Annotated in this window: 16 protein-coding genes and 1 pseudogene; 10 read left to right on the forward strand and 7 right to left on the reverse strand. The window is 41.9% G+C overall.

Translation table 11 applies throughout. The features are described 5' to 3' along the window. Positions 1-184: 184 nt before the first annotated feature. Entirely contained in the window at positions 185-1054 is an 870-nt protein-coding gene (locus KFO40_RS19775) for a DUF4373 domain-containing protein (protein WP_120079430.1), read from the reverse strand. Positions 1055-1075: 21 nt separating this feature from the next. After that, positions 1076-1477, reverse strand: coding sequence for a hypothetical protein (locus KFO40_RS19780; protein WP_022198925.1), 402 nt, complete (start codon positions 1475-1477; stop codon positions 1076-1078). A gap of 482 nt (positions 1478-1959) precedes the next feature. Between KFO40_RS19780 and KFO40_RS19785 the strand changes: the two genes are divergently transcribed. After that, positions 1960-2673, forward strand: a complete 714-nt coding sequence (locus KFO40_RS19785; protein WP_008775392.1) for a S24 family peptidase — start codon at positions 1960-1962, stop codon at positions 2671-2673. Positions 2674-2747: 74 nt separating this feature from the next. Here the strand turns inward: KFO40_RS19785 and miaB are convergent, their stop codons facing one another. Continuing rightward, positions 2748-4121, reverse strand: a complete 1374-nt coding sequence (miaB, locus tag KFO40_RS19790; RefSeq protein ID WP_004302861.1) for a tRNA (N6-isopentenyl adenosine(37)-C2)-methylthiotransferase MiaB — start codon at positions 4119-4121, stop codon at positions 2748-2750. 336 nt (positions 4122-4457) lie between these two features. Between miaB and KFO40_RS19795 the strand changes: the two genes are divergently transcribed. Both KFO40_RS19795 and KFO40_RS19800 read left to right on the forward strand, forming a co-directional pair. Further along, entirely contained in the window at positions 4458-4928 is a 471-nt protein-coding gene (locus KFO40_RS19795; RefSeq protein ID WP_004302860.1) for a hypothetical protein, read from the forward strand. A 134-nt stretch (positions 4929-5062) separates the two neighbouring features. Beyond that, the gene (locus KFO40_RS19800) at positions 5063-6562 is read left to right on the forward strand and encodes an acetyl-CoA hydrolase/transferase family protein (RefSeq protein ID WP_022198929.1); all 1500 of its coding nucleotides are present in this window, start codon (positions 5063-5065) and stop codon (positions 6560-6562) included. A 232-nt stretch (positions 6563-6794) separates the two neighbouring features. Here KFO40_RS19800 and dacB read toward each other — a convergent pair whose 3' ends face one another. The 3 genes from dacB to KFO40_RS19815 form a co-directional block, all read right to left on the reverse strand. Continuing rightward, entirely contained in the window at positions 6795-8201 is a 1407-nt protein-coding gene (gene dacB, locus KFO40_RS19805) for a D-alanyl-D-alanine carboxypeptidase/D-alanyl-D-alanine-endopeptidase (protein ID WP_211146718.1), read from the reverse strand. 156 nt (positions 8202-8357) lie between these two features. Then, a complete protein-coding gene (gene lpdA, locus KFO40_RS19810; RefSeq protein ID WP_211146719.1) occupies positions 8358-9701 on the reverse strand; it encodes a dihydrolipoyl dehydrogenase in 1344 nt (447 codons plus the stop codon). Between the two features lie 13 nt (positions 9702-9714). Further along, positions 9715-10125: a PH domain-containing protein gene (locus KFO40_RS19815; protein ID WP_211146720.1), complete on the reverse strand. Its 411-nt coding sequence runs from the start codon at positions 10123-10125 to the stop codon at positions 9715-9717. A gap of 106 nt (positions 10126-10231) precedes the next feature. On the opposite strand from KFO40_RS19815, the gene nadB reads away from it, so the two are divergent. The 7 genes from nadB (at position 10232) to KFO40_RS19850 (ending at position 25059) form a co-directional block, all read left to right on the forward strand. Further along, a complete protein-coding gene (gene nadB, locus KFO40_RS19820; RefSeq protein WP_004298834.1) occupies positions 10232-11803 on the forward strand; it encodes an L-aspartate oxidase in 1572 nt (523 codons plus the stop codon). A 365-nt stretch (positions 11804-12168) separates the two neighbouring features. After that, complete coding sequence (locus KFO40_RS19825; RefSeq protein ID WP_211146721.1) at positions 12169-13227, forward strand: glycoside hydrolase family 130 protein; 1059 nt, start codon at positions 12169-12171, stop codon at positions 13225-13227. Beyond that, the gene (locus tag KFO40_RS19830) at positions 13227-14489 is read left to right on the forward strand and encodes an MFS transporter (protein ID WP_211146722.1); all 1263 of its coding nucleotides are present in this window, start codon (positions 13227-13229) and stop codon (positions 14487-14489) included. The genes KFO40_RS19825 and KFO40_RS19830 overlap by 1 nt, the downstream gene beginning before the upstream one ends. Next, on the forward strand, positions 14473-16206 hold the full coding sequence (locus KFO40_RS19835; protein WP_211146723.1) for a hypothetical protein: 1734 nt from the start codon (positions 14473-14475) through the stop codon (positions 16204-16206). The genes KFO40_RS19830 and KFO40_RS19835 overlap by 17 nt, the downstream gene beginning before the upstream one ends. A gap of 17 nt (positions 16207-16223) precedes the next feature. After that, positions 16224-19289 (forward strand): SusC/RagA family TonB-linked outer membrane protein, encoded by a 3066-nt coding sequence (locus KFO40_RS19840; protein WP_004298825.1) that lies wholly within the window; start codon positions 16224-16226, stop codon positions 19287-19289. 24 nt (positions 19290-19313) lie between these two features. Continuing rightward, complete coding sequence (locus tag KFO40_RS19845) at positions 19314-20867, forward strand: RagB/SusD family nutrient uptake outer membrane protein (protein ID WP_211146724.1); 1554 nt, start codon at positions 19314-19316, stop codon at positions 20865-20867. A gap of 238 nt (positions 20868-21105) precedes the next feature. Further along, positions 21106-25059: a hybrid sensor histidine kinase/response regulator transcription factor gene (locus KFO40_RS19850; RefSeq protein ID WP_211146725.1), complete on the forward strand. Its 3954-nt coding sequence runs from the start codon at positions 21106-21108 to the stop codon at positions 25057-25059. 200 nt (positions 25060-25259) lie between these two features. Here the strand turns inward: KFO40_RS19850 and KFO40_RS19855 are convergent. After that, positions 25260-25742, reverse strand: a pseudogene (locus KFO40_RS19855) (DNA-methyltransferase); the annotation flags it as partial. Between the last annotated feature and the right edge of the window lie 77 nt (positions 25743-25819).

Consider the following 25819-nt stretch of genomic DNA (forward strand, 5'->3'; position numbering starts at 1 on the left):
GTTAATAATTCTAGTCTGTCTGTGTCTTTAAGCTTATCGACAATGCAAATATAAGACCTTATTTCTGTCTGTGCAAGAGATTTTAAAAGTGTGCGTTAATAAATTCGTTAATATGGAAATTTGCGACTATACTACTAATTTACAATATATTACACAATATAACAGCATCATAATCCTCATTAATTCAGTTATTCAGGACACTCAACAAATAATGACCGGGCAGTTTGATCTTTCCGGCACTTGCCCGAATGACACCGAAACCCTTCCAAACCTTACCACCGATTTCTCCGTAATTACTTTTCAGTACGATTGCATACTGTTCGGAGGGAGGAATATGATAAAGGCGAAGGTTATCCAACAGTCCGGAAAGGTTGCGCGGGTGTCCGTCAGCAGGAGCTTGCATCCGGTCAATATCCGACTGTGTCAGTTCGTGTTTCTTCTTCGCCGGTTTTCTGTTAGAAAAATCTCCTCCTTCTTCTCCCTCATCCCCTCCTTTGGGCAAAGGAGGGTTAGGGAGGATGTTTTCTTTCCTTTCTTTTTCTTTTCTTTTTATGAAGGTGCTTTTTGTTGCAGTACCCGGGGATTCTGTTACAGTATCGAGGGTTTGCGTTACAATATCCGGGGTTTCTGCAACAGCATCCGGAAGGGTGGAGTGTACGGTTTCCTCATCCGGCAGCAGACAGTAGTCCGGAGAAATATGACGGCGGCTGCGGCGTTTAGTAATAAAAAGGAACTGCCGCTGAATGTCGGCGGAAGTCAGGATGCCGTAACGTTCGTAGAGAGAGGAATCGAAGAAACCGTACTCCACAAACAGACGAAGCACCCGGCGGACACTATCGTTATCCGTGCTGAAGAGCTGGTCGGAGAGTTCGTCATAGAAGTCATCATCGACATGAATATAATAACCCTCGCCCGAATATAGATAAGACAGGGTATAGAGCAGGATCGTGAAGGCGGAATCGCCTTCACGCTTCATCACACGGCGTACGACACGGTCGTGCATAAAATCGGTATTCAAAGGGAAATAGTCAAGCCCTTGTTTTATTCGTCCCATGATATAAATTGTTTTTATAAATCAGTCTGCCAATTCTAATTTTGATCCTGATTTTGATTCTAATTCCAATTCAAAGACTGATTCGGATTGGAATTCAGAACCTGATTCGGATTCAAATTCCGATTCACGGACTTTCCGCCTTTTCCGTTCAATGCTGGCAGCTACGGTTTCAAGGGCATGCAGAATAAGTTCCCGTCGCAACGTGGGATTTTCCGTAGAGGTTATTACCGGATAATTGCTTTCCCTGTCGCATGCCAGGGAGCGTTTCTCGTTTTTCCGGTGGTTCCGGCTGACAGTTTTACGACATTCCTTACAGTAGTTGCCGGGAAGGCCGGTTTTCTTATTGATATAAAAGGCACTTGCCGGAAGAGAGCGTTTGCAACATCCGCAAACGCACAGTGTTTGTACTTTTGAGCTTTTCATTTTGTTATCCAATTATAAATTATAAATGCTAGTTTTTATCAGTCAGGTCTGTAATCATTCAAATACGGAGTATTCGTATACAATATGTTATCCTTTTGTTATCCTATTGCCAGGTATTAACATCTGGCGTTTCAGATATTAATGGTTAGAGAAATAGCTATTAATACTTGAGAGAATAACTGTTAACAGGCATCAGTAAGCTTTCCGCAGGTGGCGGATGAGAAAATTTCAAGTTTTTTGTGTTTTTCTTGAAGTATTGCATGGCATATCCGTTTTTAATTTATATTTTTGAAACGTTTTCTATTAATCAATGGGACAAAGATAGAATATTTTTCATAAATAAAATAGCAATTTTCAATATTAAATCTCAACTATTTCACAAATCATTGATTATAAACATATAGTAAACATATTTTTGAGGCAGCCATTTTTATAGCTGTCATTTGTAAATCCGAGATTAGTCTTTTAAATAAAAAAACAGAATGGATACAAATTTGGATGTATTAGGTATCATCAAGCGTGCCAAACAGGCATTGAACTTAAAGAGAGACAGCGAACTAGCTGAATACCTGGAAGTTTCGAGAGCAACAGTTACCAATTGGGGAGCACGAAACAGTATTGATTTCCGTCTGCTGCTTGACAAATTCGGAGACAAGGTGGACTATAACTGGCTATTATTGGGAAAAGGAAATCCGAAACATCAGCCGAGATTTTGCCAAAGCGAGCTGGTACAGGGAGAAGTCGAAATTATACACAATCCGAAAACGCCCGAACCAATAGACGACCGTAGCGTGACATTATACGATATTACGGCGGCGGCGAACCTGAAAACATTATTCACCAACAAACAGCAATATGCACTGGGGAAGATATGGATTCCCAATATTTCCGTCTGCGACGGGGCGGTCTACGTCAACGGAGACAGCATGTATCCCATACTGAAATCGGGAGATATTATCGGATACAAGGAAATTAGCAGTTTCGACAACGTGATTTACGGGGAAATATACCTGGTGTCGTTTATGATTGACGGAGACGAGTATCTGGCGGTGAAGTACGTGAATCGTTCGGAAAAAGAAGGGTATCTCAAGCTCGTGAGCTATAATACTCATCATGAGCCGATGGATATTCCATTCGCGTCCATCAATGCGATGGCGATTGTGAAGTTCTCCATCAGGAGACACATGATGATGTAAGTTTTACCACAAAGAATGCAGAAGACACAGAGTTTCAAGGAAGAAAAAAGACCTCCGTGTCCTCTGTGGTGAAATCAGATTTCTTCCCCCTTCAGCGTAGCCGAGCTGGCCTCCGTGACACGCACATTAACGAAATCACCGACACGGTGCGTACCTCTGTCGAACACCACCACACGGTTCTGCTCCGTACGGCCGAACAGCTGGTCGCGCGAACGCTTGGAGACTCCTTCCACAAGCACTTCATACGTTTTACCGATGCAACGCTGGTTGGATTCGGCAGACAGACGGTTCTGCAAAGCGATAATCTCGTTCAGGCGACGGACTTTCACCTCTTCGGGCACATTATCTTCGAGATGCTTGGACGCATACGTTCCCGGACGTTCGGAGTATTTAAACATGAAAGCGGCATCATATCCACATTCTTCCATCAGCGAAAGTGACAAGGCATGATCCTCTTCCGTTTCAGAATGAAAACCGGAGAAAATATCGGTAGTCAGTCCGCAATCGGGGATGATACGTTTGATAGCTGCCACCCGGTCCAGATACCACTCACGGGTATACTTACGGTTCATCAGTTTCAGAATACGCGAACTGCCGCTCTGCACAGGCAGATGGATATGTTTACACACATTCGGAACTTGCGCAATCACTTCCAGCGTTTCATCGCTCATATCTTTCGGATGGGAAGTCGTGAAACGAATACGCACTCCCGGAGCAGCCTCGGCCACTGTTCGGAGCAACATCGGGAAAGTAACCACTTCGCCTGTCGGTCTTTCAAAACGGTAAGAGTTGACGTTCTGCCCCAACAGGGTGACTTCCTTATAGCCTTTCGCCACGAGGTCTGCCACTTCATTCAGGATGCTTTCTACGTCACGGCTGCGCTCGCGTCCACGAGTATAGGGCACGATACAATAGGTGCAGAAGTTATTGCAGCCACGCATGATGGATACAAAACCCGAAATATGATTGCCGCAGATACGCGACGGAATCACATCCCGATAAGTCTCGGTAGTAGAAAGTTCCACATTGATTGCTTTTTCACCGGTTTCTACGGCCGCAATCAGGTCGGGCAACGTCAGGTAAGCATCCGGCCCCACAACGAGGTCTACATGATGATTCGTTATCAGATCATCCTTTACCCGTTCGGCCATACAGCCCAATACACCTACAATCAGATGCTTTTTCTTTTTCTTCAGCGAGTGGAAAAACTCCAGGCGATTCAGAATCTTCTGCTCCGCATTGTCGCGGATGGAACAGGTATTCATAAACACGGCATCGGCTTCCTCCAGCGTTTCGGCTACGGAATAACCCGCCATTTGCATCACCGAGGCAATCACCTCACTGTCGGCTACATTCATCTGGCAGCCATAGGTTTCGATAAACAACTTTTTGTTGTCATCCTTCATTTCAGTTGCGGATTTAAAGTCCGCTCCCGTTAATTCGTTCATACTCAAATCTTAGTTTAAAAATTCGGATGCAAAGATACGGCTTCGCTTTCAATAAGTAGTGAATTGATATCAAAATAACGCAAAAACTTATGATTTGGCAAGCAAATTTGTAATTTATGTTAAGAGAATAAACATTTTTAGGCGATATGCTTGGCATATTTAAATTTATTTTTCACATTTGTGCAATGAAAGAAACATTAGATTTTTTCATAGTTAAGGTTTAGGTTAAAAAAATTAAGGGGAGCTGTGAAGCTGCCCTTTTTTCATAATAAAATGTTAGCCTGAACCAGATAAAATACGTAACTTTGGCAGATAACTAATTAGCAGTGAAACACAATGGAAGATTTTTTGAAATTTCTCTTGATAGCAGGTGTCATTCTTGTGGGAATATTCAAAGAGGTGAATAAGAATAGTAAATCGAAAAAAGCTAAGAATAAACGCCCCGTTTCCCCGATGCCATCCCCCGTTGAAGTAGCTCCGGATGCAGTTCCTATGCCCGAGGCATGGGGTGGCCCCAAGTCGCTGGAAGAATTATTCCAGCCTAAACCCCTGAAACAGACGCCACCGCAACAGTCTCCCAAACAGACGGCGAAACCAGCGGCGCAGCAGAAAAGAAAAAAAGAAGAAATATCCGTTTCCGCATCCCTGGCAAACAGTGCCGCGCAAGATAAACGAAATTCCCAACAAGGTTCTCATTATAACTCTCACACCGAATCAACTGATAACGAACATGATTTCACGATTCACTCCGCAGAAGAAGCCCGCCGCGCTATTATCTGGGGAGAGATACTTCAACGGAAGTATTGAGAGAACCCGTAAACTCATTGAGTTTCGAATCATTATGTGACGAGTCATTGCCAAGCATTGGTACAAGGCCGTACAAACAGAGAATTAATTATCAATAAAAATATCAACTGTATTTAACACGAAATTTACTATTTATGTCACTCAATCGTATTTCGGCAGCGGAAGCTGCAAGCCTAATCAAACATGGCTACAACATCGGCCTAAGCGGATTTACTCCCGCCGGAACGGCCAAGGCTGTAACAGCCGAACTCGCAAAAATTGCTGAAGCAGAACATGCGAAAGGAAACCCGTTTCAAGTAGGAATTTTCACAGGCGCATCGACAGGGGAATCCTGTGACGGCGTACTGTCACGTGCCAAAGCCATCCGCTACCGCGCTCCTTATACTACCAACGCCGACTTCCGCAAAGCTGTGAACAACGGAGAGATTGCCTACAACGACATACACCTCTCACAAATGGCACAGGAAGTGCGCTACGGGTTCATGGGCAAAGTGAACGTAGCCATCATCGAAGCCTGCGAAGTAACTCCGGACGGAAAAATTTATCTGACTGCCGCCGGCGGCATCGCCCCGACCATCTGCCGTCTTGCCGACCAGATCATCGTGGAGTTGAACAGCGCACACAGCAAATCCGGTATGGGTATGCACGACGTATACGAACCGCTCGACCCGCCTTACCGCCGCGAAATACCGATCTATAAACCGAGTGACCGTATCGGACTGCCTTACGTTCAGGTAGACCCGAAAAAGATTATAGGCGTAGTGGAAACCAACTGGCCGGACGAAGCGCGTTCTTTCGCTGCCGCTGATCCGTTGACCGACAAAATCGGCCAGAATGTTGCCGACTTCCTTGCAGCCGACATGAAACGCGGTATTATCCCGTCCAGTTTCTTGCCTTTGCAATCGGGTGTAGGAAATATCGCCAACGCCGTACTCGGTGCATTGGGACGTGATAAAACGATTCCTGCATTCGAAATGTACACAGAGGTAATACAGAACTCCGTAATCGGATTGATTCGCGAAGGACGTATCAAATTCGGTAGCGCCTGTTCACTGACTGTTACAAATGACTGTCTGGAAGGCATCTACAACGATATGGATTTCTTCCGCGACAAACTGGTTCTCCGTCCGTCGGAAATCTCAAACAGCCCGGAAATAGTACGCCGCCTCGGTATCATTTCTATCAATACAGCCATCGAAGTTGACCTGTACGGCAACGTAAACTCTACCCATATCGGCGGAACAAAAATGATGAACGGTATCGGTGGTTCGGGAGACTTTACCCGCAACGCTTACATCTCTATCTTCACTTGTCCGTCTGTGGCCAAAGAAGGGAAGATCAGCGCGATCGTACCGATGGTATCCCACCACGACCACACGGAGCACGATGTCAACATCGTTATCACCGAGCAAGGTGTTGCCGATCTTCGTGGCAAGAGCCCGAAAGAACGCGCACAAGCCATCATCGAAAACTGTGCACATCCTGACTACAAAGAGCTTCTTTGGGATTACCTCAAACTGGCCGGTAACCGGGCACAGACTCCACACGCTATTCAGGCTGCACTTGGTATGCACGCAGAGTTGGCTAAGAGTGGCGATATGAAGAATACTAATTGGGCTGAATACTCAAAGTAAATATAATATAGAGTATAGAATTTACAGTATTCGATTCAAAACAAGTATAATTGTATTCTCTGGTAAACAAAATCCTACGATTTTTGCTTATTAGAGAATACAATTGTCCTTTTGTAGAAGAATCAATAAAGAGCCCTCCATGGAAAATAGTACCTGCCTCTTGACAACATAGAAATCGGATTCAACAACGGAATTCCACTTTGGTTGTACGGGCTAATGTATTCATATCAGCCTATTTCCCAATAATCACCTCACACACCTTATCCTGAAATGCTCTCGCTTTAGCCGCCGAAAGTACATTCTGGTTCATAATGACAAATGCCACTTCATGTCCGTTCTTCATCTTCAGATAGCCTGCAAGCGCATTTATTGCCGTAAACGAGCCTGTTTTGGCATGAACATTCCGAAAAGCAGGAGTACCTTTCATCCGGAATTTCAATGTTCCGTCCACCCCGCCAACGGGAAGAGATTTATATAACATCTGAAACACCTCTGTTTGCGAGTACGCATATTTCAGAAAGTCCACCAGCAGGGCAGGAGAGAGGTAATTATAATTGGACAGTCCGCAACCGTCGGCAATCTTATAGTCTTTCGGGTCATGCCCCAGGCGACGGATCAATTTCATAATCTCGACAATACCATCTTCGGCAGCTACCTGCTTCTTTCCCGTAGCCTGCGCCCCCAAGCGACAAAGAAATGCTTCCGCATTGAGATTATCACTCTCTTTCATCAACTGGTTCAGCACTTTCTGCACGGAAGTATTCCAGCAAGCCATCCGTTCTACAGTCACACTATCGCGAGGCAATTCGGCAAAACCATACGACTGGGGAGTCGTGATTCCTTTCCCACGAAGACGCTCCAGGAAAGTATGCATAAAAAAACGGGGAGAGTCGTAGATGTTTACATCGTCCTTTCTGATCGAAGTGACATTGCCCGAAACGAGGAGATTATTGCCATTCGTCAGCCAGTCTCTCGTGAAAGAGAATCTTCCGGCAGAAGAGGTACGTGTTTTCGTCTGATTCGTCACTGTATAATAGGAGGATACAGGTTGGCAGGAAACACTCGCGGTATCTCCCTGCACCGTAGAAGGAACGACAGAAACCTGTACAGTCCCCTTGCAAAACATCAGTGGAGACAAATAGGGCTGATAGCCCGCAGGGGTATCGTCCCATGCCCATCCACTACCCCAATAAAGAGAGTCTTTCATCGAAACATCGCCGTACACCTGTCCGTTAATCACCGAAAAAGGGAAAGTGATTACCTCTTCTATCAATGAATCCATCGACTGGCTGTTAAATTCAGGATCGAATCCGCCTACCACATACAGGTTGCCTTGCAAAGTATCATGTTCTATCACGCCATCGTGCCATACTTCCGTGCGGAAAGGTTCGGCAGCTTCGGGGCGGGAGAGTGCGGTAATAGCCGTCAGCAGCTTCATGGTAGAGGCAGGACGGGAAAGTTTCTCCGCACGATAGTTATAAAGTGATTTCTTAGCCGTCAGATCGTAGACGGATATGCCGACCTCGGATGCTTCGGGGAGCATCTTCTTGATAAGCGAATCTATCCGGGAGAAATTTTGTTGTCCCCAAAGTGGCAACAAACAAACTGAAAGGGTGACCAACAAAAGACTTTTTTTCATACAATACAGTTTATGACATCAACAAATGTACAATGACACATCACCATACAAACTATTGCCAATAAGGCCGGAGTGATTATATATTTTCTCATCATATATTTGATTTTATCAGTAAGATACCCGCATCAATGAACGATCGCAGATATCAGAATCCGTTTATAACACTTCCCGGAAAATCTCTCCTACCGTAGGATGCGGGAAAACAATCTTTTTCCATTGCGCTGCCGTCAATCCGAGTTCAATGGCAGTGCCCGCAAGAGTGATAATCTCCGAAGCCGGATTGCCCAACACATGGGCTCCAATCACCCGTTGCTGTTCATCCAACAATACTTTGCAGACTCCGTTGACGCCCTCATTCTCCGCCACAAAACGGCCGGAGTAAGCCATCGGAAGTTTGATAACCTGATAATTGATTCCTTTCGTTGAGGCCGACTCCTCCGTTTCACCCACTCCAGCAATCTCCGGATTGGTATAGACTACGCCCGGAATAGCCCGATAACTCATGGCATCTTCCTTTCCCAAGATGGAATGTACGGCAACTTCCGCTTCACGAACAGCCGTATGGGCGAGCAAAGAGAATCCTGTCAGGTCACCACAAACATACACGTCCGGCACAGAAGTCTGCATCTTTTCATTAACTCTGATAGCACCACGCTCCGTCTGCTCCAAATTCAGGTTTTCGAGCCCGAAACCTTTCGTCACCGGGCGACGGCCGACACTCATCAACAGCTTCTCTGCAATGACACTGCCGTTTCCCTCCGCGTTCTCATAAGAAACAACAGCCCCTTCTTCCGTTTGCGACAAGCCGACCACTTTCGTACTAAGCAGGAATTTAATACCTCGTTTTGCATATTCCGCACGGAGCAAAGCGGAAAGCTCCTTATCCATTCCACCCAGGATTTCGTCCATCATCTCAACCACCGTCACCTGTACTCCCAAACTATTGAAGAACGACGCAAACTCCATACCGATTACCCCGCCACCAACAATAGCCAAAGAAGCCGGCAATTCTTTACTGTCCAAAGCATCCCTGTGCGTCCAGTAGTTCACCGCGTCCACTCCCGGAATAGGAGGAATAAAGGTTTCCGAACCCGTACATAATATCAGATTCTCTCCTTCGTAAGTCTCTTCCCCGCAGCGAACCGTATTTTTATCAATGATCTGCGCTTCTCCTGATACAATTGTAACATTGCTGGCAGTCAGCTTCGCTTTCACTCCCAGCACCAGTTTACGCACTACCTTACTTTTACGCGCTATTATCTTAGGCAAATCGAAAGAGACTTCCGGGATATTGACTGCATACTTTGATGCATGTTTTGCACTGTCATAAGTCTTTGCCGAATACAACAATGTTTTCGTAGGAATACAGCCTTCGTTCAGACAGACGCCACCCAGACTATTCTTTTCGATAAGCAATACGCTCAAACCACCTTTACCGGCAGCTTCGGCAGCCGTATATCCCGCAGGACCGCCACCGATGATAATCACTTGATATTTCATAGTATATAATCAGTTACTCTTTTATCTTCTTTTCAAACATTCTCTTTTCGAGTAGTTCTGCAAATTCCTGTTCCTTGACAGGCATCACCGAAACAAACTTCCTTTTTCCGTATTCTATCAAGATATAATCCGTCACCGAGAAACTACCGAACTTCATGGAATGGTATTTCCTGACTGTGGTGATTTCGGAAAGCGGAATAACCTTCTTACGAATAAAACGGCCGCGTGAAACCTCCAGGTTACCGTCTGTAGTCAACGTATAAGTAGTATGTATAATCTGTTCGATCACTACAATCAGCATCAGCATAAACAGTACCGCTACCAAGATATATTTGCACCACAATGCGCCAACAGCATTTACAGTAAGCACCACCAACAGGAAATATTGGTACCAGGCGATGCGAGCATGAAAAATTCGATTCATTTTGTCAGATTTTTGCCTGCAAGGTAGCAATTTTATGAATTAGTGACAACGAAAAGTACAACGAAGTAACTTATTTTGTAGCTTTGCGGTGAGAAATAACAAGATTATGGTAAGAAAATTCGATTTCCTCGTTATCGGTTCCGGAATTGCCGGTATGAGTTTTGCGCTGAAAGTGGCGCACAAAGGTAAAGTTGCTCTTATCTGTAAAAGTGGGCTGGAAGAAGCCAATACGTACTTCGCCCAGGGAGGTGTAGCCTCCGTCACCAACCTTCTGGTGGATAATTTCGACAAGCACATTGAAGACACAATGATTGCCGGCGATTGGATCAGTAACCGTGCCGCAGTAGAAAAGGTAGTGCGCGAAGCTCCCGCACAAATTGAAGAACTGATTAAGTGGGGAGTGGATTTTGACAAAAACGAGAAAGGCGAATTTGACTTGCACCGCGAAGGCGGACACTCGGAGTTCCGTATTCTTCACCATAAAGATAATACGGGAGCGGAAATTCAGGACAGCCTGATTAAAGCCGTACAACGCCATCCGAATATCACGGTCATCGAAAACCAGTTTGCCATTGAAATCCTGACACAGCATCACCTGGGAGTGACTGTAACCCGCCAGACACCGGACATCAAATGTTATGGTGCTTATATCCTCGATCCGAAAACGGGAAAAGTAGATACCTATCTTGCTAAAGTGACGCTGATGGCTACCGGTGGAGTAGGGGCTGTTTATAAAACAACCACTAACCCGCTAGTCGCTACCGGAGACGGTATCGCCATGGTGTATCGTGCCAAAGGTACGGTGAAGGATATGGAGTTTGTACAATTTCACCCTACCGCCCTGTATCATCCGGGAGACCGCCCTTCTTTCCTGATAACGGAAGCAATGCGTGGTTACGGAGGCGTACTACGTACAATGGACGGCAAAGAGTTCATGCAGAAATATGATCCCCGTCTTTCACTCGCTCCCCGTGACATCGTGGCACGCGCCATCGACAACGAGATGAAGAACCGTGGAGACGACCATGTATATCTGGACGTCACCCACAAAGATCCCGAAGAAACAAAGAAACACTTCCCCAATATCTACGAAAAATGTCTTAGCCTGGGCATCGACATCACGAAAGATTATATCCCGGTAGCCCCGGCCGCCCATTATCTCTGCGGAGGTATCCTTGTCGACTTGGACGGACAATCTTCTATCGAACGTCTTTATGCCGTAGGAGAATGTTCCTGCACAGGATTGCATGGTGGGAACCGCCTGGCTTCCAACTCACTGATAGAAGCAGTCGTATATGCCGACGCTGCTGCCAAACACAGTCTGCAAGTGGTCGATCAATATTCTTATAATGAAGATATTCCCGAATGGAACGATGAAGGAACCCGTTCGCCGGAAGAAATGGTGCTCATTACGCAAAGTATGAAGGAAGTGAACCAGATTATGAGTACGTATGTAGGTATTGTCCGCAGCGACCTCCGTCTGAAACGTGCCTGGGACAGACTCGATATTATCTACGAAGAGACTGAAAGCCTGTTCAAACGTAGCGTAGCGTCCAGAGAAATCTGCGAATTGCGTAATATGGTGAATGTGGGTTATCTGATTATGCGCCAAGCAATGGAGCGTAAGGAAAGCCGCGGATTACATTATACGATAGATTATCCTCACGTGAAGAAATAGGATTTACAGTATTATTCTTATTAAAAAGAAAAAACAAGAGGCTTCCTCAAATTATATTTTTGAGTTTGGCCTCTTATTTTTTTATCTTTATATGTTTCTTTTGCACTCCTCAAAGAAACTATACTATACACTTATGAGAATATAATACACTTCAACACACTGTCTATTCAACTATAAACCAATCATTTAAACTGTAACAGCATATAAATACGAATATCTCTGCCTCTTCTAAAATCATTCCCCAATATCATCCTCTTAAAAACATGTTCTTGAGCATGTGTACACCTCTTTGAGAATATAGTAAACGCTTTCCTGTCTCTCATCTCATACTTTTGTTCACAGAAATAATCACTAATCGAAATATTATGGATATAGCTAAAAGATGTGAGCAGAACCCCCTACTGGCTCCAAAAGATTTAAAAGCGGGAATCAACGGAATGGAAATTACATGTTTGTTAAATCCCGGAGTTTTCAAATATCAAGGCAAAATTTGGTTACTTTTGCGCGTCGCAGAGAGACCTATACAGAAAGAAGGAATTATCAGTTTTCCTATATATAATGAAAAAGGAAAAATAGAAGTGGTTTCGTTTTTAAAGAATGATCCCGATTTGGATGCTTCAGACCCACGCGTTATCGGTTACAAAGGAAAGAATTATCTGACTACGATGTCTTACTTACGATTGGTTTCAAGTACCGACGGTATTCACTTCAAAGATGAACCGGAATTTCCACCTATTTTCGGAAAAGGAGAGCTGGAAGCATTCGGCATTGAGGATTGTCGTGTTGCAACAACCGAAAATGGCTTTTACCTTACTTTCACAGAAGTATCATCGGTAGCTGTAGGGGTTGGACTGATTCACACCAATGATTGGAAAAACTATACACGGCATGGGATGATATTCCCACCGCATAATAAAGATTGTGCATTGTTTGAACAGAAGATAGGTGACAAGTATTTTGCTCTTCATCGCCCCAGTAGTCCTGAACTTGGTGGCAATTACATATGGTTGGCAGAATCGCCCGACCGCTTGCACTGGGGAAACCACAAATGTGTAGCAACCACTCGTGACGGAATGTGGGATTGCGCACGTATAGGGGCAGGAGCTGCTCCAATAAAGACAGAAGAAGGCTGGCTGGAGATTTATCATGGAGCCGATTTTAATCACCGTTATTGCTTGGGGGCTTTATTACTCGATTTAAATGACCCGTCGAAAGTCATTGCAAGAAGCGAAGAACCGATCATGGAACCTATCGCCGCTTATGAGCAAACAGGTTTCTTCGGAAATGTAGTTTTCACTAATGGGCATTTGGTGGACGGCGATACGATAAACATGTATTATGGAGCAAGCGATGAAGTGATTTGTAAGGCAGAGCTTTCCATTTCAGAGATATTAAACGTATTAAAACAGACACAAAAGAAGTAATGAATAAACTGAAAAAAGAATATCTGTTCTTTAAGCAACAGGAACCTAACATGAGAACACTGTTGGTTACCAATATGCTTTATGCATTGGTACTACCGATAGTAGAAATCTTTGTGGGAGCCTATATCATGAGGAACACGAGCGATCCGGTGATGGTTGCTTTTTATCAGCTGGCAATGTATATAGGCATCATTACTACCTCTCTTGTTAACGGTTATCTGCTAAAGAAATACAGTGTGAAGACGCTTTATTCGATAGGAATCCTGGTAAGTGGCATTTCCATGTTCGGTATGATGACCATCAAGTCACTTGGCTTCATCGAACTTGGTCTGGCCGGCTTTTTAATGGGAGCAGCTTCTGGTTTCTTCTGGACCAACCGATACCTGCTGGCTCTCTATAATACCAACGACAACAGCCGTAACTATTTCTTCGGACTAGAGTCTTTCTTCTTTTCTATTACTTCCATCGGTGTTCCTTTAATTATAGGCGCATTTATCAGCCAGATAGATGGAAAAGAAGTTTTCGGATTCCTCTTCAATATCAATACCTCTTACTGTGTAGTTACGATGGCAGCAGTAGTCATTACCGTTATCGCCTGCATGACACTGTGGAAAGGTAAATTCGAGAACCCTAAAGAAACGAACTTCCTCTATTTCCGCTTCAACATACTTTGGAAAAAGATGCTGTGGCTAGCCGCATTGAAAGGAATGGTTCAAGGTTTTTTAGTAACGGCACCGGCTATATTGGTATTGAAGCTGGTAGGAGATGAAGGAGCGTTAGGACTGATTCAGGGAGTTAGCGGGGCACTGACCGCTGTCCTGGTGTATGTATTAGGACGTATGGCCCGCCCGCAAGACCGTTTGAAAATCTTTGTAGGAGGACTAATCGTATTCTTTGTCGGTACACTATTCAACGGTATTCTCTTCTCTGCTACAGGAGTGATCCTTTTCGTCCTTTGCAAAGTGATATTCCAGCCTTTGTTCGACCTGGCTTACTTCCCCATTATGATGAGAACAATTGATGCAGTTGCAAAGATTGAGAATAGAAACGAATATGCATATATCCTAAGTCATGAGTTCGGCCTTTTCCTTGGAAGAGCTTTCGGCTTACTACTGTTTATCTTCCTTGCTTATTGTGTATCGCAGGATTTTGCATTGAAATATGCGCTGGTGATTGTTGCCGGATTACAATTAGCGGCATATCCTTTAGCTAAGAATATTACTAATCAAACTGATACTATTGAACATGAAAATGACAAGTAAAGGTGTTTTTGTACTTATGACCGTTTGTCTCCTGGCATCTTGCTCGGGCAACGGAAATAACTTTGGTGAAAAGGTAAAGCAGGTTTCCATCCATAGGATAGACTCTATGCCTGATATGCCTGAAACTTATAAAATGCTGGACTGGAAGCAAAAAGCCCAAAAGTATGACCAGTTTATCTTTGACTGGAATAATAAAAGCGAAGTCGGACCATTAATCTGGTTAGATGATGCCCGCAGAAATATAGACCAGACTACATTTGGCTTATATACTGCCATTAAAGATATTCGTCAGGGAAAGAATGCCAATAACGGAGAGTTCCATGAAAGTCTGAACTCATTGGCAGCTATTCTTGGTGCCGGCCTTGTAGGGATTGACAAGACGAATCAAGACGGATATAACTATGTAAAAATGGTGCAGAATTATTTCAATTCTGATAACGGCTGGAATATAGTCATGAACAATACGACTCCGTCAGTAGCCCTTTTAGGAGGAGGCTATGGCCGCGACTGGTGGTATGATGTATTACCCAATGCCTTATATTATGCTATTTGCGATGTTTTCCCCAATGTAGACGGGGCAGAGAAGATACAAAAAAGTATTGCGGAGCAGTTTGTTAAAGCAGATTCTGTATTGAATGGAAATTACGACTATTCTTATTTTGACTATGCACAAATGAAAGGAATGGTTAATAATATTCCATTGCAACAAGACGCCGCCGGTGGGCATGCTTATGTATTGTTGTGTGCTTATCATAAGTTTGGTGATCCACGTTATCTGCAACATAGTAAAAGTGCCATCGAAGCCCTGCTTGCCCAGAAAGAAAGCCGTTTTTACGAGGCTCTTTTACCACTCGGAGTGTATACGGCAGCCTATTTGAATGCAGTAGAGGGGGCTAACTATGATGTAGCCAAACTTCTTGATTGGGTATTTGACGGATGTAAAAGCCCTGCAGGAAGAACCGGTTGGGGAATTATTGTAGGAAAATGGGGTGACTATGATGTAAGCGGTCTGCAAGGAAGTATCACAGACGGCGGAGGATATGCATTCCTCATGAACAGTATCAAACCTGCCTGGCCTTTCATTCCGATGGTGAAATATCAGCCTCAATATGCAAAAGCTATCGGCAAGTGGATGTTGAACAATGCAAGTGCGTGTCGTTTGTTCTATCCGGGGGAAATAGATGAAACACATCAATGGGCTCCTGAATTGAAGGACATTACTTATGATAATGTTTCTTATGAAGGTTTACGAAAAACGGATGACTATGGAAAAGCATCATTAAAAGGGGTTAGTCCGGTTGCAATCGGCGATGGTCCCAAATGGATAAAAGGTAATCCGACGGAGAGCATGTTCAGCGTTTACAGTTCTTCTCCTGTTGGTATTTTAGGGGCCATTGTTTGTCAAACGAATGTGGAGGGTATCCTCCGGCTGGATTGTAATGTCACAGACTTCTATACAGAGAAACCTTATCCGGTCTATCTCTATTATAACCCTCATAAAGAGACCAAAACCATTACTTATCAAGCTACCCAACCATGCGATTTGTTTGATATTGTTGCCAAAGAATATATAGCAAAAAATATAAAGACAAATGGTTCCGTTGAGATCCCGGCCAATGACGCAAGAGTAATTGTGGAACTTCCCGCCGGAACAGAATTAGAACTGAAAGATGGTAAGATTATTGCGAATAAACAAAATATCATTTCATATAATTAAATCTAAGTGTATAAACTATGAGTAAGCATTTATTATTCATTCTTATTCTTGCTGTTTGCACAAATGTCTTTGCACAGCAAACCAAGAGTATTTCGGGTGTGGTATACGACAGTAATACCGGAGAGGCTTTAATTGGAGTTTCTGTTCTTGAAGTGGGAACGACCAATGGTACTATCACTGATTTTGACGGTAAATATACATTAAAAGTATCGTCAAATAAAGTTTCATTCTCGTATGTCGGTTTTAAAACTGAAATTGTAAACGTAACAAATAGCGGAACGTACAATGTAAATCTAGTGTCCGATAATGAATTGGATGAGGTTGTGGTTATTGGTTACGGTACTCAAAGAAAGAGTGACCTTACCGGTGCTTTGGCTTCTATAAGTAGTAAGGATATTAAGAACTATGCAGTATCTAATGCATCCGAACTACTAACAGGTAAGGCAGCCGGCGTATTTGTTGCCGCCAGTTCCGGCCAGCCGGGATCGGATGCAGTGATCCGCGTGAGAGGTTTAGGAACCGTCAATGACAACAATCCATTGTACGTAGTTGATGGACAGTTCATGGATAACATCAGCAGCCTGAATCCATCTGATATTGAACGTATGGAAGTATTAAAAGATGCTTCAGCCTGCGCTATCTATGGTTCGAGAGGTTCTAATGGAGTAATCCTCATTACTACCAAGGGAGGGGTGAAAGGTGAAACGACCGTAACATTGGATGCTTATGTAGGTGTAAAAAACAGTTATAAAGCATTGAACATGATGAACAGCGACCAATATTACAACTTCATCATGAAAGCGTATGAAAACGATGCAAGCTTTCAAAACTCAATGAAGGATAAGTTTACCAATCAGTATCAGAAAGGCTATAATACCAACTGGTGGAATGAAGTAACCCGTACAGCTTTCAACCAGAACTATAATCTAAGCATCCGTAAGGGGACAGATAATTCGAGATCTTCTTTAAGTTTAGGATATGTAGACGATCAGGGTGCGATTATCACTACTGAATTCAAGAGACTTTCACTTAAGGCGAATCTTGAATATGATATCAACAAATTTATCACTGTTGGCGCCAATGTCAATCTGGCAAAGATAAGAAAACGTGACGCAGGAGCAATTCCTTCATTCGACTTTATTCAAAAAGCTGATCCTTTTACCCCTGTTATCAGCCCGTTGGTAGATCCTTCTTCTGAAAATTACGAATATAACAAATATGCGCCTACCGAATGGTCTTACGACCCTAATCCGGTAGCCATGCTCGAACTTCCTAATAGATACAATGACATATTCAATGTATTTGGTAATGTGTTTGCCCAAATCAAATTGTATAAAGGATTGAGCTATCGGGTACAGTATAGCTTCGAAAGATACCATGATACTTTCAAAGACTTCCGTCCTGTCTATTCGTCTACTTTTTCGGAAGATAACTTAGCGAATCAGGAAAGTAAATATAATAAAGAAACTCAATTGAATAATAATAGTGCTGTTACTTCTAATTATCAGGTGGAACAACGCCTTAACTACAACACGACAATAGGCAGACATAAACTGGATGCAATGGTTGCCATGACTTATGAGAAGAACAGCAGCGAAGGCATTAATGCATTTAAGAGAAAGGCTTTAGGTAACGATGAAATCTATCAGATACTTGATGCACAAACAGCCGGAGATAACACCTCGGGAGGTAAAGAAACATCTTCTATGTTGTCATACCTGGGACGTATCAACTATGTATATGATGACAGATACCTTGCTACAGTCAATTTCCGTGCCGACGGTTCTTCAAGATTTGCCAAACGTAACCGTTGGGGCTATTTCCCATCAGTTTCATTAGGTTGGAGGGTGAGCAATGAAGAATTCTTTAAGAACCTGAACATTGAAAATACAATTTCCAATTTAAAACTGCGTGTAGGCTGGGGACAGAATGGTAACCAACGAATTGATAGAGACGCGCCTCTTACGCTGATTGGCACCAATAATGAGAATCAGTGGTACTTTGGAAACGGATACTCACAAGGTTACGTTCCGACTTATGTGGGAAATGCAGATATTAAATGGGAAACCAGCCAGCAAACCAATGTCGGTTTAGATATGTCTTTCTTTAAAAACAGCCTTGATGTTAGCATGGACTTTTATGTAAAGAAAACAAGTGACATGTTGCTCAATATGCCTATTCCTTCTTTTGGCGCCTTCCCTAACAGCCCCTTCTTCAATGCAGGAGACTTGAAGAATACCGGTTTTGAAATAGTAGTCAACTACCGTAACCAGATAGGAAAAGACTTTAATTACAATGTAGGGCTGAACATGTCTACTTATAAGACAGAGGTAACCAAACTTACATCGGAATATTTGAGTGGAAATACTAGCCGTACGTATGTAGGAGGTCCTATCGGACGTTTCTGGGGATACAAACAAATAGGAATATTCCAGAATCAGGAAGAGATAGACAATTATGTGGATAAGAATGGTACCAAGATTCAACCTAATGCACAACCGGGTGATTTCAAGTTTGCCAAATTAGGAGAATCAGGCGAATTGAACGATGATGATGACCGTACTTTTATCGGTGATCCTAATCCGGACCTCATTTATGGTTTCAACTTAGGATTCAGTTATAAGAACTTTGATGTAAGTATGGCATTCCAGGGAACTATTGGAAATGACATCTGGAACGTTGCTAAAGGAAGCCTTGCTTCAGCAGGACGCCAGAATGCATTGGCGGATGCTTACACAAAAGCATGGACAAAAGACGGGGATTTGGATGCTGTATATCCACGCATAACCAACTCTGATTCTAACAATAATATGAGAGGTTCTTCTTTCTATGTGGAGAATGGTTCTTACCTGCGTTTACAGAATATGCAAATAGGCTATACACTGCCTAGTCACATTTGCCAGAAGAGCAAACTGTTTTCAAGTTGTAGATTCTATGTGAGCGGTCAGAATATATTTACTTTAACCGGCTATTCCGGACTTGATCCGGAACTGGGTATCAATAACCCATTGGATATGGGAGTGGATACTACACGTTATCCGTCTTCACGTACATTCACTTTTGGAGTTAATTTGCAATTTTAAATCTAGCTAAAAAGACATTACATTATGAGAAAAATATTATTTATAATATGCTGGGCTCTTGCCGGAGTGGGGTTGTATAGCTGCTCTCTCGACGAACCAAGTTATGGTAAAACCACAAGCGATAATTATTATCAGAAGGAAAGCGATATTGAACAAGCCTTGACTGGAGCTTATCTTCAATTACGTACAACTTGGAATGAATATGCATTAAATCATTATTTTGTAGGTGATTGCAGTACGGATGATGCTCTAAAAGGAGGAGGAAATGACGGTGACCGTGCCGAAGTACGCGACTTGTCCGACTTTACAATCTACACAACCAATGGTGAAGTAGGACGTCGTTGGGAGATTCTGTACAGATTAATCAATCGCTGTAACGATGTGATTTATTATGCTCCTGATGCAATAGGAAACGAAAAACTATTGAAACGTTATGCAAACGAGGCAAAAGCATTGAGAGCATTCGGATATTATTGTCTGGTCACTACATTCGGAGAAGTGCCTCTAATCACTACGCCGATGCAACCCGCTGAAATACTGCAAATACCCCGCTCCCCATTGGAGAAGGTATATGAATGTATTGTGAATGATTTAACTGATGCCTCCGCACTTCCTGCAAAAGGAGATTACTCTGAAGATGATGCTTATCGTGCAACACGCGGCTTTGCAAAAACAATGCTTGCTAAAACATACATGTTCAAAGGTGATTTTATCTCTGCCGAAACGGTACTTCATGATATTATTGAAGTGGACAAAGACTATACATTGTTGAGTGATTACGGCATGAACTGGCGCACTGAATATGAAAACAGTTCGGAATCAGTATTTGAGATTGCCAACAAAGTATATGATAAAAACATTGCCACAGGTACCAATGTTCCCCACTTCTTCACAAGCAGACGCATCTCCGGTTATCAGGGATATGGATTTCATGTACCGACCCAAGACCTCTATGATGCCTTTGATGCAGATGACCCGCGTATTACTTATGTATTCACACAAACTGGTGACAGATATAAAGGTGATACTGAAGCGCAAGACAACGCTGAATCTCCAAGCGGTTATCATGATTACAAGATGACTGTGCCAGCAGTAGAAAAAACTGGTTTCGACGTCTGGATGATTAGTTACAACATTCGTTTGATCCGTTATTCCGATGTTCTCTTGATGTATGCCGAAGTATTAAACGAAAACGGAAAACCAGGGCTTGCACTTCCTTACCTGAATGATGTAAGAGAAAGAGCCCGCAAAACTAATCCGATAGATCCGAGAAGAGATCAACAGGCGTATATCCCTGCTACAACAACTAATACACTGCCCGACATAACAGAAACCGACCAAGAGCGTCTGAAAGAAATCATCTGGAAGGAACGTCGTTGTGAATTGGCAATGGAAGGATGGAGACGGGATGACCTGATGAGACAAAAACGTTTCGGAACCGTTATGCGTGCTTATGCAACCAAATATAATACATCGAAAGGTGCCAATTTTAGAGACGACAGAGATTATCTGTTTCCGATACCGCAAGGTGAAAGGGATAAGAGCAACAATATTCTTTCCCAAAATCCGGGTTTTTAATATGAATAAAATGAGGGGGCGGATTTTATAATCCGCCCTTTTTTAACAACCAACTGACCATGAAAAAGACATTATTATTTCTCATGAATGAATACTGAATCTAGCAAACGCCTATTGATTATTGATTGGTTGTTGACGGTGAAATCATACACCCTTGTTACCGATGAAAATATGCGCGGAATAAAATAAATTCCTTATATTTGCTATTATCCTAACCGTATAAATAACATTCATTTACATGAGAAACATCTTATACGCACAATTATTTTTTATTCTGATTATTGCATTTGTCACTTCCACAAAGTCTTATGCTTTTAATGTGGCAAAACACATATCAAATGTTAACGGGCTGACGAATAATTCAGTAAACTGTATTTTGGAAGATGCAGAACATACGATCTGGATTGGGACATGGGATGGACTGAATGCATATAATGGAAGAGAAATTACGACATTCAGATATAGCAAAAACAATCCGAATTCTATAAGTAATAACGTTATCCGCCAGATTATCGAATGTAAGGGCAGTTTATGGATAGCAACAGATAATGGAATCAATCGGTTAGATAAACGAACCCGTCAGATAACAAGGTATTATTTAAGAACAGATAATAAAGTACCCAATCAGGAAAAGTCTTTTATTTTAGGAAAGAGTGCGGCAGGAGATATTATCTGCCTCATAAAGGGGCTGGGGTTCTTTGTCTACAATGATTCTGAAGATGAGTTTAATCCGATTAACACAGACTTTGCAAGTCATATAAAGGATTATTCCGTGAGTGATTCCGATCGTATGCTTTTCCTTTTAAATAATGGAAATACTGTGCATCTGACTTACAATCTTCTCGTTAACGGAGGAAAACAGAGTGATTTACGCACAGTCGACATACAGACTCCTATAGATAAGATATTTCTGTCGAAAGACAGATTTATCTTAAACAAAGACAACAAACTTTTCCTTTTAAATCCCGACTTTACAGTTTCCCAATGCATTGAGCTGGATAGTAGCAAACCTGTATCGCAGGTTATTTTAGCAGAGAACAAGATGTACGTCAGCTTTATAGAAGGGGGATGTATTCATTATGATTTAAAAAAGAATACTTTTACCTACCTGAACGAACTATCCAGTCAGTTATCAGTCTTCACTCTTTATTCCGGTAGTCAGAACATATTGTGGATAGGAACGGACGGACAAGGATTAATTCAACTTTATCATTACGACTCTTTATTTGAAACCGTTCACACCAGTCACCCTGTGAGATGTTTTTGTGAAGATGAAGATGGTAATATTCTGATAGGCACAAAAGGAAGCGGAATAAAACTGTTAAATCCTGCTACGAAGGAATTGACAGATTATCTGAATGAGAGTAAAGGATTGATTTCCAATTCTGTCTATGCCTTGAGAAGAAATAAAGCGAATGACATTTTTATCGGAACGAAAGGAACCGGAATCAATATATTGAATGCTGCTACGGGGCGACTGGAAAAGCTTGAGATACCTGATAAATATCCGCCTTTCAAGGCTGTGTACAACATTTATTTTACGAACAATGATTCTCTTTTATGGGTGGGAACATCAGGATATGGTTTAATCAAAATAAATATTTCCAGGGAGCAAGGTCGTTATCACGTTAAAGGATTCAGGCAATATAATTCGTCGGATAAAAATATCTCATTGAATAACGATGTTGTTTATGCCATTACATCCGATCCGGAAGACAATATGTTATGGTTTGGCACACGTGGCGGAGGCTTGAACTGTATCAATATGAAAGATAATAGCATAAAATCATTGGAGGATATGGACAGTCGGATTTTACTCACCAATAATGATGTATTGTGCTTACTGCGTGATGATACCAATATATGGATAGGAACAAGTTATGGACTGAACGAATTGAAAAAGGAGGAGAATGATTTTCACCTGATACAATATGCCGACGAGAAATTGAATAATAAAACGATTCATGGAATATTAAGAGACCACGAAGGAAAGATATGGATTGGCACCAATCAGGGATTGTCTAGCCTGAATGTAAAAAACAATAAAATAGATAATTATACTTTGAATGACGGATTGCAGAATGATGAATTCTCGGATGGAGCTTTCTTCAAGGATCATCGTGATTTCTTGTACTTTGGAGGAGTAAGCGGGTTTAGTTATTTCAATCCTCGAAATATACATTTGCGCGAGTTTAATCCTCCACTTATATTAAGTAGTTTGAAGATATATAATACGGTACAGGACATTAATGAACGAATCAGAAAAGGAGTATTGAAACTTAGCTATGAAGAAAGATTCATGACTTTCAATTTCATAGCCAAAGACTTTATTAACAATGAAAACTGTGAATATGCTTATCGCTTGAAGAACCATTCGGATGATTGGGTGGAGATAGGTAATAATCCGAATATTATCTTTACCCAACTTCCTCCGGGTGAGTACCAGCTTGAAGTGAAGAGCACGAATGGCGACAAAGTATGGGGAGACAACGTTTATCGCTTAACTATAAAGGTAGGTTATCCGTGGTGGCTTAGTGTTCCTGCATTGATTATCTATGCCATATTGTGCATTATTATCTTCTACATCACAAAGTCTGTTATCAAAAATCGCATACGGTTAAGCCGCCAAGTTCTTATAGCCCAGGTAGAGAAACGGCATGAACAGAAGATTTATGAATCCCGGCTCAATTTCTTCACCAATGTGGCACATGAATTCTTTACCCCCCTAACTTTGATTTATACACCAGCACAGCACTTGTTGGAACAGGACGGGTTAGATGGTAGTACAAAGAAATATCTCCAAATAATAAAGAATAATGCCGAAAGGATGCAGAAGCTGATTAGTGAGTTGATGGAGTTTCGTAAAACTAAATCGAGCAATATGGATTTGCATCCTGAAAATGTGGACGTAAAATCATTGATGGAATATGCTTCCAACAATTATGTGGATATCCTGAAAGAGAATAAAATAGACTTCAAGGTAGAGACCCATGATACGTCAGAGATCTATTCCGACCGCAATGCTTTGGAAAAAATTATATTCAATTTACTGTCGAATGCGTTCAAATATACTCCTCGTTATGGATATATTCATGTTGAGATATCACAAAATGAACCTGATAAAACCTTATACTTGCTCGTAAAAAATTCCGGCAAGGGGTTAACCGAGCAACAGATGGCAGAGATATTTGATAAGTATAAGATATTTGATACTCCGAAATTGGGTAACTCTGTAAGCAATGGCATAGGTTTAAATCTAACAAAGAGTCTGGTTGAATTATTAGGCGGGCAGATAAGTGTAAATAGTGAACTGGGAAAAAGTGTTGAATTTTCAGTCGTGATTCCTTCTCTGCCATCCGATCATTCACTTGTTGTAACGGATGAAAAAGATTCGTTGCAGAAAGAAAAGAACGGGCAGGATCACTTATCCCCTCGCAAAGATACTGTCATACTGATAGTGGAAGATGAAAAGAATATCAGAGACCTGCTGAAAGATGTCCTCTTTGATTATGTGATACACGAAGCAAAAGACGGCGTGGAGGCTTTGAAAGAGATAGAACATAATCATCCTGATATTATTATAAGTGATATTGTCATGCCCAATATGGACGGCTTGAGCTTGATTAATAAATTGAAATCCGATTTGAAAACAAGTTATATTCCGATCATAGGAATATCGGCAAAGGCTTCTGTAGAAGACCAGATCAATGCCTTTAACCATGGTGCGGATGCTTATATCGTCAAACCATTTCACCCGAGGCAGGTGATATCCACCATAGAGAATCTGCTGTCGAGACAAATGCTTTTAAAGGACTATTTCAATTCCAGCATGTCTTCTGTGAAAGTAAAAGACGGGATTGTTCTTCATCCGGAAGACGAAGAGTTAATACAGAATGTAACAGACTTCATAAAGAATAATATAGATGATGAGTTATTAAGCCCTTCTTCTATTGCCGAATTTGTAGGAGTGAGCAAAGCTACCTTGTATCGGAAGTTCAAAGAAATAATAGACAAGACTCCGAGTGAATTTGTACGAGGTATTAGACTGGAATATGCAGCCAAGTTGTTAAGGACAACCAAGTTGACCGTATCCGAGATTATGTTCAAATGTGGATTCTCTAATAAATCTTATTTCTATCGGGAATTTTTAAAGCAATACGGTGTATCTCCCAAAGATTACCGGAATCAATAGATAATACAAAAAAGGCTATCCGAAAAATAGGTAGGGATATTCCTAAAATAAGAAAATTTAAGGCAACTAACTCATTGCAAGTCAGTTGCCTTTTTTGTATCTTTAAGCAGGGATATTCAGTAAATGTACCTTTTCCATATAAGAACTATCCATCCTATTTATTTTTCTAATATTGTAAATTCAAGTATTTTACTTCAATTTTATTTATCTTCTAAAGAGATAGCATGAACATTAATGCTGTAAATCCTAGAAAGAAAATCTGCACGAACCTTAGGAAAATCCAAGTCTTTTCTCCGTAGAATACTAAGTTCAAGGTACTTTTGTTCAATATCAATACCAAGAAATCGACGTTTCAAAAGATTAGCCGTGACACCAGTAGTACTACTACCAGCAAAAGGATCTAATATCCATGCCCCAGGCCTAGTACTAGCTGCAATAACCCTAGCTAATAAATTTATCGGTTTTTGAGTAGGATGTTTACCGTGTATCTTTTCCCATCCCTCAATAGCAGACAAATTCCAAACATCTGTCATCTGATGATTAGCATTACTCATTTTCATAAAATCATAATTATAATAATGAGAAACATTATTATTTTTACGAGCCCAAATAATGTATTCTGCCGAGTATGTAAAATAACGACACGAAATATTAGGAGGAGGGTTAGTTTTCACCCACGTAATGTAACCATACTATTTTCCGCCACGCCAATTTTATCGGCTGTCTTTCAGCCGATAAAATAAAAATGCCCGTAAGAAAA

Source organism: Bacteroides sp. 1001302B_160321_D4, assembly GCF_015667765.1.
Taxonomy (GTDB): Bacteria; Bacteroidota; Bacteroidia; order Bacteroidales; family Bacteroidaceae; genus Bacteroides; species Bacteroides xylanisolvens.